We start from the raw sequence: 12,359 nt of genomic DNA, 5'->3' as shown, positions 1-12,359 counted from the left end.
TTTTGGGCAGCCTGGCCTCCACATGACTAGACCGAGGCCAGTACCAGGTGCATGTAACGCTTGAGAATCTCGAGCATTTCTTCGCCAGTCAGGGCCTCGGGCTCGAACAGCAGGCCCTGATATTCCATCCGACTGATAATCGCCGTCAACACTTTGGCATCCTGTTGCGGCTCGCGGGAGCCCAGCACCTGGAAAAACTGGCAAGTGCCCTGCAACAAAATCTGCTGGTGAGAACGTACCAGTTCGCCCAGGCGCGGGTTCAACAAGGCTTCCTGGCGAAAGGCCTGTTCGGCCATCAGGTACTCACGCCGGTTGAGCAGTTGGCGCAGGACGTAATCGGCAGTCAGCCGCGCAATATCATCGGCCAGTTGCGAGCGCGACTCGGCACTGCCATCACCGTAGGCCACCATCTCGCGCAGCAAACCTTCGTTACGCACCCACAACTTGCCCATGAACGCCGCACTGCGCTCCACATACTGGGCAAAGGTGTCGGTGAGCAGGTCGTCGATATCCTTGAAATAGTAGGTGGTGGCCGACAGCGGCACACCGGCCTCCGCCGCCACCGCCCGATGGCGCACCGCCCGCACGCCATCGCGCACGACAATGCGCATGGCCGCGTCGAGAATATCCTGGCGACGCTGTTCGCTGCCCTGGCGACTGGCCTTGCGGCCCTGGTACTGAACACTTTCAGCCACGGCGGCAGCGATGCCAGCGGCGCCTTCTTGAGCCATTACGCGCTTCACGAAAGATCGTCCTCTCACTCAACAAAAGTCTGGCGCCGTACGTTTGACGTTAGTACAGGCCACACAAAAAAGCCGCCTTATAAAAGGCGGCTTCGGGATTCGCTAAGGTTACGCTTGCGGCCGCATGTGCGGGAACAAGATGACATCGCGGATCGACGGTGAGTTGGTCAACAACATCACCAGGCGGTCGATACCGATACCTTCACCGGCCGTTGGCGGCATGCCGTACTCCAGCGCCCGCACAAAGTCGGCGTCGTAGTGCATGGCTTCGTCGTCACCGGCGTCCTTGTCAGCCACCTGGGCCATGAAACGCTCGGCCTGGTCTTCCGCATCGTTAAGCTCAGAGTAGGCGTTGGCGATTTCGCGACCACCGATAAACAGCTCGAAACGGTCGGTGACGTTCGGGTTGTCGTCGTTGCGACGGGCCAGCGGCGACACTTCGAACGGGTACTGGGTAATGAAGTGCGGCTGTTCCAGCTTGTGCTCCACCAGTTCTTCGAAAATCATCACCTGCAGCTTGCCCAGGCCTTCGAAGCCCAGGACCTTGGCCCCGGCTTTCTTGGCAATGGCGCGAGCCTTGTCGATGTCGTTCAGGTCGTCAGCGGTCAGCTCGGGGTTGTACTTGAGGATCGAATCGAACACCGACAGGCGCACGAACGGCTCGCCGAAGTGGAACACCTTGTCGCCGTACGGCACGTCGGTAGTCCCGAGAACCAGTTGCGCCAGCTCGCGGAACAGTTCTTCGGTCAGGTCCATGTTGTCTTCGTAGTCGGCGTAGGCCTGGTAGAACTCCAACATGGTGAATTCTGGGTTGTGACGGGTCGAGACACCTTCGTTACGGAAGTTGCGGTTGATCTCGAACACCTTTTCAAAGCCACCGACCACCAGGCGCTTGAGGTACAGCTCTGGCGCGATACGCAGGAACATTTCCATGTCCAGGGCATTGTGGTGGGTTTCGAACGGCTTGGCTGCCGCGCCGCCCGGAATGGTCTGCAGCATCGGCGTCTCGACTTCGAGGAAGTCACGGGCCATCAGGAAGCTGCGGATGTGCGCGATCACTTGCGAGCGCACGCGGAACGTCTGGCGCACTTCTTCGTTGACGATCAGGTCGACGTAGCGCTGGCGATAGCGCTGCTCGGTGTCGGTCAGGCCGTGGTGCTTGTCTGGCAGCGGGCGCAGCGACTTGGTCAGCAGGCGCACGTTGGTCATTTCGACGTACAGGTCGCCTTTGCCGGAACGGGCCAGGGTGCCTTCGGCGGCAATGATGTCGCCCATGTCCCAGGTTTTCACCGAGGCCAGGGTTTCTTCCGAGAGGGTCTTGCGGTTGACGTAGACCTGGATGCGCCCGGTCATGTCCTGGATCACCATGAACGAGCCACGGTTGAGCATGATGCGACCTGCCACCTTGACCGGGATCGCAGCTTCTGCCAGCTCTTCCTTGGTCTTGTCCGCGTATTGCTTCTGCAAGGCATCGCAGTAGTTTTCGCGGCGGAAGTCGTTGGGGAAGGCGTTACCCTTGGCACGCTCGGCAGCAAGCTTTTCCTTGCGCAGGGCGATCAAGGAGTTTTCTTCCTGTTGCAGGGCCTGATCGAGTTGTTGGTCGCTCATGTCTTTAAATATTCCATCTGGTTCGTTGTCCCCAGCCTGCGGCTGGGGATCGCGGGCAAGCCCGCTCCCACAGGGATCGAGGAGTGTCAGCCAATCCCGCGTTGCATGTATTACAGGCCTGATTTCAGGCTGGCTTCCAGGTATTCGTCGATATCGCCGTCGAGTACCTTGTCGCAGTCGCTGCGTTCGATGTTAGTGCGCAGATCCTTGATCCGCGACGCATCAAGCACATACGAACGGATCTGGTGGCCCCAGCCGATATCCGACTTGGTGTCTTCCAGTGCCTGGGAAGCGGCGTTGCGCTTCTGCATTTCCTGCTCGTACAACTTGGCCCGCAGCATTTTCATGGCGGTGTCCTTGTTCGCGTGCTGGGAACGTTCGTTCTGGCAACTGACCACGGTGTTGGTCGGTACGTGGGTGATACGTACGGCCGAGTCGGTGGTGTTTACGTGCTGGCCACCGGCACCGGAGGAGCGGTAGGTGTCGATGCGCAGGTCGGCCGGGTTGATCTCGATTTCCACCTTGTCGTCGATCTCGGGGGAGACGAAAACCGCAGAGAACGAAGTGTGGCGACGGTTGCCGGAGTCGAACGGGCTCTTGCGCACCAGGCGGTGTACGCCGATCTCGGTACGCAACCAGCCAAAGGCGTATTCACCCTTGATATGCACGGTCGCGCCCTTGATACCGGCAACTTCACCGGCGGACAGTTCCATGATGGTTGCTTCGAAACCGCGTTTGTCAGCCCAGCGCAGGTACATGCGCAGCAGGATGTTGGCCCAGTCCTGGGCTTCGGTGCCGCCGGAACCGGCCTGGATATCCAGGTAGGCGTTGTTCGGGTCCATTTCGTGGCTGAACATGCGGCGGAATTCGAGTTTGGCGAGGTTGTCCTCGAGACGGGCCAGCTCGGCGACGACATCGCCCACTGCGCCTTCGTCGTTTTCTTCGACGGCCATGTCCAGCAGGTCGCGGCAGTCGCCCAGACCGGTGTTCAATTCGTCGAGGGTGTCGACGATCTGCGCCAGCGCAGCGCGCTCGCGGCCCAGTTCCTGGGCGTATTCAGGTTTGTTCCAGACAGCCGGATCTTCAAGCTCGCGATTGACTTCGGTCAGACGCTCATGCTTTTGATCGTAGTCAAAGATACCCCCGAATAGTTTCGGAGCGCTCGGACAGGTCCTTGATGGTGTTCAGGATCGGGTTGATTTCCATGGCGGGCAGCACTCGTTGGCGAACTTTTGAAAGCCGGCGAGTATAACGGCAAAAGGCTGGAAACGGCAGTCCGCTTGGCCGAAAAGGCTGGGTTTGTGTGATATCTACAGCCCGATAAAGATCAAATGTAGGAGCTGGCTTGCCTGCGATACAGACGACTAGGTGTATCAAGTAGACCGAGGAGACGCCATCGCAGGCAAGCCAGCTCCTACATTGGGTTGGCGGTGTTCGCAGGCTATTCGATCCCCACCTGGTTGCGCCCATTGTGCTTGGCCAGGTACAACCCCTTGTCCGCTGCCGAGATCAATTGCCGGCAATCGGTCCCCAGCAGTGGCGTCATGGTCGCAAGACCAATGCTGATGGTCAGGCTCGCCCCTTCAGAGGGTGCGATGTGCGGGATTTTCAGCGCGGCAACGGCCTGGCGCAGTTTCTCGGCCACCAGCCGCGCACCACCCGGCGAGGTGTTGGGCAGCACCAGGGCAAACTCTTCGCCCCCGTAGCGCGCCGGCAGGTCCGAAGGACGGCTGCTGGCGTCGCGAATGCTCGCCGCCACCTTGCGCAATGCTTCGTCCCCTTCCAGGTGGCCAAAGCTGTCGTTGTAGGTCTTGAAGAAGTCCACGTCGATCATCAGCAACGACAACTGGGTCTGGTCACGCATGGCGCGTCGCCATTCCAGCTCCAGGTATTCGTCGAAGTGCCGGCGGTTGGACAACCCGGTCAAGCCGTCGGAATTCATCAGGCGTTGCAGCACCAGGTTGGTGTCCAGCAGTTGTTGCTGGCTGACCCGCAGCGCACGGTAGGCCGCGTCCCGCTGCAGCAGGGTCATGTAGGAGCGCGAGTGGTAGCGGATCCGCGCCACCAGCTCGATGTTGTCCGGCAGTTTCACCAGGTAGTCATTGGCCCCGGCGGCAAACGCGGCGCTCTTGATCAGCGGGTCTTCCTTGGTTGAAAGCACAATGATCGGGATGTTCTGGGTCGCCGGATGGTTACGGTATTCACGCACCAGGGTCAGGCCGTCCAGCCCGGGCATGACCAGGTCCTGGAGAATCACCGTCGGCTTGATGCGGATCGCCTGGGAGATGGCCTGGTGGGGGTCGGCACAGAAGTGGAAGTCGATATTGTCCTCATGGGCCAGACCGCGCCGCACGGCTTCGCCGATCATCGCCTGGTCGTCCACCAGCAACACCATGGCGGCGTTTTCGTCGGTCTTGAAGTCGTCGAGCTGTAAATCATTCATTTGCGGTCACCTGAATTACTACGTGCAGGCCAGGACAGCGAGTTATATCGGTCATTTTGCGAATACCTCCAGCAATCGTGGCGCAATTCTGTCCAATGGGCGAATCTCAACAGCGGCATCAATCGCCGCTGCCGCTTTGGGCATGCCGTAAACCGCACAGCTCTGCTGATCCTGAGCGATGGTCAGATAGCCCTGCTGACGCATCAATTTGAGTCCCTGGGCTCCGTCGCGTCCCATGCCGGTCAGCAAGACGCCGACGGCATCGCCGTTCCAATGGCTGGCGACGCTCTCGAAAAACACGTCGATGGACGGCCGATAAATCTCGTTCACGGGCTCCGCCGTGTAGGCCAGCGTGCCGTTTTTCAGCAGCCGGATATGATGATTGGTGCCGGCCAGCAACACCACGCCGCTTTGCGGCGGCTCCCCTTCACGCGCCAGGCGCACCGGCAGGCCCGAGGCGCTGCTCAGCCACTCGGCCATGCCGGCGGCGAACACCTGGTCCACATGCTGCACCAGCACAATGGCTGCGGCAAAGTCCCGAGGCAAGCCCTTGAGCAGGGTTTCCAGCGCCGCCGGGCCACCGGCCGAAGAGCCGATCGCCACCAAGCTCTGGCGCTTGCCCGTCCCTCGCGGATGCACAGGTTCAGCGCGCACCCGGCTGCCGCGCTGGCCGATCAGCCAGCCGATATTGAGGATCTTGCGCAACAGGGGCGCGGCCGCCTCCTTGGCATCGCCAACCCCCAGGGCCGGGGTATCCACCACGTCCAGGGCGCCATGGCCCATGGCTTCGAACACACGGCTGACATTCTGCTGGCGATCCACGGTGACGATAACGATAGCGCATGGCGTCTCGGCCATGATCTGCCGGGTCGCCTCGACGCCATCCATCACCGGCATGATCAAGTCCATCAGGATCAGGTCCGGCGTCAGCTCGGCGCAGCGCTGCACCGCTTCCAGGCCATTGGTGGCCACCCACACCACTTCGTGGGCCGGCTCGAAGCTCAAGGCCCGGCGCAAGGCCTCGACCGCCAGGGGCATGTCATTGACGATGGCGATCTTCATGCCCGGGCGCCTCCAATCAGTTCTACCACTGCATCGAGCAGGGCATCGTCATGGAAACTGGCCTTGGCCAGGTAATAGTCGGCGCCGGCATCCAGGCCGCGACGCCGGTCTTCTTCGCGATCCTTGTAGGACACAACCATCACCGGCAGCGACTGCAGGCGAGTGTCTCGGCGCAAAAGTGTGACCAATTCAATACCGTCCATGCGAGGCATATCAATGTCAGTGATCAGCAGGTCGAAGTCTTCGGAACGCAGAGCATTCCAGCCATCCATGCCATCGACGGCGACCGCCACGTCATATCCACGATTAAGTAATAGCTTGCGCTGCAGTTCGCGCACGGTCAGTGAGTCATCCACCACCAGAATGCGCTTGCGTGCAGCCTCCACGGTTTGCTGCGCGCGGCGGGCAATGCGCTCCAGGCGACCGGTATTGAGCAGCTTGTCCACCGAACGCAGCATGTCCTCGACATCGACGATCAGCACCACCGAGCCGTCGTCCAGCAGCGCGCCGGCAGAAATATCCTGCACCTTGCCCAGGCGATCATCCAGCGGCAACACCACCAGGGTGCGTTCGCCGATAAAGCGCTCCACGGCAATCCCGTACACCGCATCGCGCTCGCGGATCACCACGACCTTGAGGGTGTCCTGGTTGGCCTGCCCGGGCGGGCGCTGTAATAGCTGGCTGGCCGCGACCAGGCCGACATGCCGGCCTTCGTGCCAGAAATGCTGGCGGCCTTCCAACTGTACGATTTCGTCAGGTTCCAGGTCGCACATGCGTTCGATGTGGGCCAGGGGAAAGGCGTAGGCTTCTTCGCCAACTTCCACCACCAGGCTGCGCACCACCGACAAGGTCAGCGGCACTTCCAGATGGAAGCGGCTGCCCTGCCCCGCCGTCTGTTCCAGCACCACCGCACCACGCAGTTGGCGGACCATGTGCTGCACCGCATCCAGGCCGACGCCGCGCCCGGAGACTTCGGTCACCTTGTCGCGCAGGCTGAAGCCCGGCAGGAACAGGAAGGTCAGCAATTCCTCTTCGCTCAGGCGCAAGGCGGTTTCCAGCGGCGACAGATTGCGCTCGACAATACTGCCGCGCAGGCGCTCCAGATCGACGCCGTTGCCGTCATCGCTCAACTCCAGCACCAGCAGGCCAGCCTGGTGCGAAGCGCGCAGGCGGATCAGGCCCTCGGCCGGCTTGCCCGCCAGCAGGCGCTGCTCGGGCATTTCGATGCCGTGATCGACGGCATTGCGCAACAAATGGGTCAGCGGCGCCTCGAGTTTTTCCAGCACATCGCGGTCGACCTGAGTCTTCTCGCCTTCGATTTCCAGGCGTACCTGCTTGCCCAGGCTGCGGCCCAGGTCACGCACCATGCGCGCCTGCCCCGCCAGCACATCGGCAAACGGGCGCATGCGGCACGCCAGCGCCGTGTCATATAGCACCTGGGCACGTTGCCCGGCCTGCCAGCCGAACTCATCGAGCTCGGCGGTCTTTTCCGCCAGCAGCAACTGCGCTTCGCTCAACAGGCGGCGGGCATCGGCCAGGGCTTCCTGGGCTTCGAGGTTCAGGTCGACCGTCTTGAGCTGGCCGTCGAGGTTGTCCAGGGCCCGGGCGCCGTTGCTCTGGATGCGCTTGAGGCGTTGCAGGCTGGACAGGTACGGCTTGAGCCGCTGGGTTTCCACCAGGGATTTGCTGGACAGGTCCAACAGGCTGTTCAAGCGCTCGGCCGTGACCCGCAACACGCGCTCGCCGCCTTCGGTCATGCGTTTGTTCTGGCGCGGCGTATCACTGCTGACGGGCGGCGCGGCCTCCGGTTCCGGGGGCAATAGCAGTGACTCTTCAAGGGGCGGCAACGGCTGTGCAGGCGGCGCAGTCACAGGCGGCGGTGCAACCACTTTGGCCGTGGGTTGCGACGGATCCAGCAAGCGCTCCATCAGCGCCACATACGCCTGGATATCGGCCGGGCCCACGCTGTTGCCCGGTGTGGCGATGCGCATCAGCAGGTCGGTGCCCTGCAACAACGCGTCGATATGTTCGGGTTGCAGGTACAACCGGCTTTCCTGGGCGCTGACCAGGCAGTCTTCCATCACGTGGGCCACGCTGACACCGGCGTCGACCCCGACAATCCGCGCCGCGCCCTTGAGCGAATGCGCCGCGCGCATGCAGGCTTCGAGCTGGTCGGCCTGGGTCGGGTTGCGCTCCAGGGCCAGCAAGCCGGCACTCAGGACCTGGGTCTGGGCATCGGCTTCCAGGCTGAACAGTTCCAGCAGCGAGGCGTCGCGCATCTGGTCGGGGGTCATGACAGGCTCCGGGTCACGGCAGACAGCAATTGCGCCTCGTCCAGCCAGCGCAGGCTGCGGCCCTTGAACTGCAACACACCCTGGGTGTAGCGCGCACTGGCCTGGGTGCCGGACGCAGACGCCGCTTTGAGGGTGCGCTCATCGATGGCATGGATGCCATCCACTTCATCCACCGGCACCACCACCGGGCCGTCCTGCGCGGCGATGATCAACATGCGCGGCATGATCCGCCCGCCGCTGGGGCCGCCGCCCGTGCTATCGAGCCCGAGCAGTTCCACCAGGGACAGGCAGGCCACCAGCGCGCCGCGCACATTGGCGACCCCGAGCAGCGCCCGCGAGCGCTGGTGGGGCAAGGAATGGATCGGCTGCAGCGGCGCCACTTCCACCAGGCAACGGGTGGCGATGCCCAGCCACTCCTCGCCCAGGCGGAACATCAGCAACGACCGGGTGGCCACCTCATCGTCCGCCTGCGCGGCGGCGGCATGCCGATGGTCTTCCTGCTGCAAGGCATAACGATCCAGCAGGCGGGTGGCGGCAGCGGAATACACTGCACAGTTGCGGCAGTGGATGTGCTCGGCCAGCAACGGGCAGGATTTATCGCCGTGGATCCCGATGCGGTTCCAGCAATCGTCGATGGCCTGGGTATCGGCCACCGTCAGGTCCAGGTCGGTGTCCGGGAGTGCGGAGCTACTCATCGTTTAGGCTCACTGTCGGCGGCTCGCTCGCTACGGGCAGCACGGGCTTGCAAGCGCCGCGCCCCCGCCGTATCGCCCTGGGATTCCAGCAGCGCGGCCAGGTGCATCAAGGCCTGCGGATGCTGGGGCTCCAGGTACAAGGCTTTTCGATAATACCCCTGGGCTTCCAGGGCGCTACCCGCTACATCGCTGAGCAGGCCCAGCCAATAGAACACCTGGGCCGCCGGTGGATGGTTTTGCAGGTAGCGCTCGCAGGCCGCACGGGCCTCAAGGCTTTTGCCTTCATTGGCCAGGGTTGCGATCTGCCCGAGCAGCTGCGCCGCATCCGAGTGCACGGGTGCCGGCTTGGTCGGCAGCACCGGCGTGGCGAATGCACTGAATGGCCGGGGTTTACGCGCAATCGGCGCGGCGCTGCGCTGAGGCACCGGAGGCGGTGTCGGGGTGAAGACCGGTTCGGGTGTGGTTTGGGCATGACGACTGAAGGCAAACGACTGCGGCACCCCAATCGAACGCATGCCCAGGCGCCCCAGCAGGCTGCCTTCGGCCGGGCCGATAAACAGCACACCGTCGACATGGGTCAGGCCCTTGAGCACTTCAAACACCTGCTTCTGGGTCGGCTGGTCGAAATAGATCAACAGGTTGCGGCAAAACACAAAGTCATAGGTCGGCTCGTTGGCCAGCAACTGCGGGTCCAGCAGGTTGCCCACTTGCAGGCGCACCTGTTCACGCACCCGATCAGCGACGCGGTAGCCGTCATCTTCGGCGCTGAAATGCCGCTCACGAAACTCGATGTCCTGGCCACGAAAGGAATTTTTGCCATACACCCCACGCCGCGCCCGTTCCACCGACAGCGGGCTGACGTCCATGCCCTGCACCTTGAACTGGTGGGGCGAAAGGCCCGCATCGAGCAGGGCCATGGCGATGGAATAGGGCTCCTCGCCAGTGGAGCACGGCAGGCTGAGGATACGCAGGGCGCGCATGTGCTTGATCTCGCCCAGTCGCGTGACGGCCAGCCGCGCCAGGGTGGCGAAGGATTCGGGGTAACGGAAAAACCAGGTCTCGGGGACGATGACCGCTTCGATCAACGCCTGTTGTTCTTCGCTGCTGGTTTGCAGGCGCTGCCAGTATTGATCGGCGCTCAGCCCCTGCAATGCCTGGCTGCGCTGGCGCACGGCGCGCTCGATAATCGCTTCGCCCACCGAGGCGACATCCAGGCCGATACGCTCCTTGAGGAAGTCGAAAAAGCGTTGGTCACTGCTCATCACGCCTCCCCAACAGTCAGGTCGGGGGCAAACAGCAGGGCGCGGACCTCGGCGGTGAGCAGGTCGGCGACGCCAATCCACTGTGTCAGGCCCCGTTCGTCTTCGCGCACCGGGCCCAGGTACGGCGCCTGGCGATTGTCCAGGCCGTAGGGTTGGAAATCCGCCGGATCGCAGCGCAGGGTGTCAGTCGCCTGTTCGAGGATCAGCCCCAGCCAGCGCGGCTCCAGCCACGCCTCTGGGCGATAGTTGACCAACACCAGCCGCGTGCTGGTACGGGCTTGGGCCGGTGTACCAAAGGTCAGGGCACTGAGGTCGATCACTGGCACCATGTTGGCGCGATGGGCGAAAATCCCGGCGACCCACACCGGCGCATGGGCGATGGGCTTGAGCGGCAGGCGCGGCAACACCTCGGCCACTTCCGTGGCCTTGAGGGCGTAGCGCTCGCTGCCGATATGAAACACCAGGAACAAGGCTTTTCTGGCTGCCGTCACCGCGCCGCGTTTAGCCGCTGGATCACTCATCAGACTTTAAAACGCGACACGCCGCTGCGCAGACCCACCGCAACCTGGCTCAATTCATCAATGGCAAAGCTGGCCTGGCGCAGGGACTCCACGGTCTGGCTGCTGGCATCGCCCAACTGCACCAAGGCATGGTTGATCTGCTCGGCACCGGTGGCCTGGGCCTGCATGCCCTCGTTGACCATCAGCACGCGCGGCGCCAGGGCCTGCACCTGATGGATGATCTGCGACAGTTGCTCGCCCACTTGCTGCACTTCGAACATGCCGCGCCGGACCTCTTCGGAGAACTTGTCCATGCCCATCACACCGGCCGATACCGCCGATTGGATCTCGCGCACCATCTGCTCGATATCGTAGGTGGCCACGGCAGTCTGGTCGGCCAGGCGCCGCACTTCAGTGGCGACCACGGCAAAGCCGCGCCCGTATTCACCGGCCTTCTCGGCCTCGATGGCGGCGTTGAGGGACAGCAGGTTGGTCTGGTCGGCCACCTTGACGATGGTCACCACCACTTGGTTGATGTTGCCGGCCTTTTCGTTGAGGATCGCCAGCTTGGCGTTGACCAGGTCCGCGGCGCCCATCACCGAGTGCATGGTTTCTTCCATGCGGGCCAGGCCCTGCTGGCCGGAACCGGCGGCCACCGAAGCCTGGTCGGCGGCGGTGGACACTTCGGTCATGGTGCGCACCAGGTCCTTGGACGTGGCGGCAATTTCCCGCGAGGTCGCACCGATTTCGGTGGTGGTGGCCGCCGTTTCGGTGGCTGTGGCCTGTTGCTGCTTGGAGGTGGCGGCAATCTCGGTCACCGAGGTGGTGACCTGCACCGACGAACGCTGGGCCTGGGAGACCAGGGCGGTCAGCTCGGTCATCATGTCGTTGAAGCCGGTCTCGACGGCGCCGAACTCGTCCTTGCGCTCCAGGTTCAGGCGCTTGCTCAAATCACCGGTGCGCATGGTTTCGAGGATGTCGACGATGCGTTTCATCGGCGCCATGATCGCGCGCATCAGCAGCAGCCCGCACAGGCCGGCGGCAAGGATCGCGAGGAGCAGCGACACGCCCATACTGATTTTCGCGGCAGCTACGGCGTCATCGATGGCCGCAGTGGCTTTATCGGCCACCTGCTTGTTCTCGTTGATGATGTCATTGAGCTTCATGCGCCCTGCGGTCCAGGCCGGGGTCAGTTGCTCGTCGAACATTTTGACTGCCTCGGCTTCCTTGTTGGCCTGGTGCAGTTCCAGGACCTGGGCCAGCACCTGGTTGTACTTCTGGTGCAGGGCTTCGAAGGTGTCGAACTCGGTACGATCCTGGTCGATATTGATCGTATTGGCGTAACTGGCCATATGCTGCTCGAGGCGTGCCTCGAACGACTTGTAATCCTGGCGGTCAGCGTCGGAAATACCCTGGTGCTCACGCAGCCCGATCAGTTCCTGGGTCTGCAGGTAGCTGTCGACCCAGGCGCTGCGGATCATCGAGCTGAAAAACACCCCCGGTACGGCGTCGTCGCGTACCGAGTTTTCGCTCGTTTCGATCTTCAGCAACCGTGAGTACGAGACCACAACCATCAGCAGCATGATGGCGATAATGACCGCAAAGCTCGCCAATATGCGTTGGCGCAAGGTCCAGTTCTTCACAGTATTTCCTCGAGGGCCGATCAAATGCCGGGGAGTATAGCTGAGGCCGTGCCATCATTTATCAATGGGTTGTGGGCCAAGTCTCAAGGAATACAAAAACACCCCGCAA

The 12,359-nt window shown here is 62.5% G+C and carries 10 protein-coding genes; all 10 read right to left on the bottom strand.

Annotated features, from left to right (window positions below):
- Positions 1-26 precede the first annotated feature (26 nt).
- The 10 genes from ACSSVH_RS05495 to ACSSVH_RS05450 all read right to left on the bottom strand — a co-directional run bounded on the left by ACSSVH_RS05495 (position 27) and on the right by ACSSVH_RS05450 (position 12,250).
- The gene (locus ACSSVH_RS05495; protein ID WP_029300174.1) at positions 27-743 is read right to left on the bottom strand and encodes a TetR/AcrR family transcriptional regulator; all 717 of its coding nucleotides are present in this window, start codon (positions 741-743) and stop codon (positions 27-29) included.
- Positions 744-851: 108 nt separating this feature from the next.
- The gene (lysS, locus tag ACSSVH_RS05490) at positions 852-2,351 is read right to left on the bottom strand and encodes a lysine--tRNA ligase (protein WP_170042944.1); all 1,500 of its coding nucleotides are present in this window, start codon (positions 2,349-2,351) and stop codon (positions 852-854) included.
- A 110-nt stretch (positions 2,352-2,461) separates the two neighbouring features.
- A protein-coding gene (gene prfB, locus ACSSVH_RS05485; RefSeq protein ID WP_104911704.1) for a peptide chain release factor 2 occupies positions 2,462-3,557 on the bottom strand; the annotation gives its coding sequence in 2 pieces (ribosomal slippage) (positions 2,462-3,484 and positions 3,486-3,557; 1,095 coding nt in all).
- A gap of 235 nt (positions 3,558-3,792) precedes the next feature.
- Positions 3,793-4,794 (bottom strand): diguanylate cyclase, encoded by a 1,002-nt coding sequence (locus ACSSVH_RS05480; protein WP_169865341.1) that lies wholly within the window; start codon positions 4,792-4,794, stop codon positions 3,793-3,795.
- Positions 4,795-4,845: 51 nt separating this feature from the next.
- Positions 4,846-5,856 (bottom strand): chemotaxis response regulator protein-glutamate methylesterase, encoded by a 1,011-nt coding sequence (locus ACSSVH_RS05475; protein WP_169955701.1) that lies wholly within the window; start codon positions 5,854-5,856, stop codon positions 4,846-4,848.
- Positions 5,853-8,150 (bottom strand): hybrid sensor histidine kinase/response regulator, encoded by a 2,298-nt coding sequence (locus ACSSVH_RS05470; RefSeq protein WP_170042945.1) that lies wholly within the window; start codon positions 8,148-8,150, stop codon positions 5,853-5,855. The genes ACSSVH_RS05475 and ACSSVH_RS05470 overlap by 4 nt, the downstream gene beginning before the upstream one ends.
- Entirely contained in the window at positions 8,147-8,845 is a 699-nt protein-coding gene (locus ACSSVH_RS05465) for a chemotaxis protein CheW (protein ID WP_170042946.1), read from the bottom strand. The genes ACSSVH_RS05470 and ACSSVH_RS05465 overlap by 4 nt, the downstream gene beginning before the upstream one ends.
- Positions 8,842-10,107 (bottom strand): CheR family methyltransferase, encoded by a 1,266-nt coding sequence (locus tag ACSSVH_RS05460; protein WP_492634193.1) that lies wholly within the window; start codon positions 10,105-10,107, stop codon positions 8,842-8,844. Before ACSSVH_RS05460 ends, ACSSVH_RS05465 begins: the two co-directional genes overlap by 4 nt.
- Positions 10,107-10,628, bottom strand: coding sequence for a chemotaxis protein CheW (locus tag ACSSVH_RS05455; protein ID WP_169955697.1), 522 nt, complete (start codon positions 10,626-10,628; stop codon positions 10,107-10,109). The genes ACSSVH_RS05460 and ACSSVH_RS05455 overlap by 1 nt, the downstream gene beginning before the upstream one ends.
- A complete protein-coding gene (locus ACSSVH_RS05450; protein WP_169955696.1) occupies positions 10,628-12,250 on the bottom strand; it encodes a methyl-accepting chemotaxis protein in 1,623 nt (540 codons plus the stop codon). The genes ACSSVH_RS05455 and ACSSVH_RS05450 overlap by 1 nt, the downstream gene beginning before the upstream one ends.
- Between the last annotated feature and the right edge of the window lie 109 nt (positions 12,251-12,359).

This window comes from Pseudomonas sp. HC1(2025), from assembly GCF_058742075.1.
Note: the sequence above shows the minus strand (reverse complement) of the source record. Positions and strands in the feature narration are given on the sequence as shown.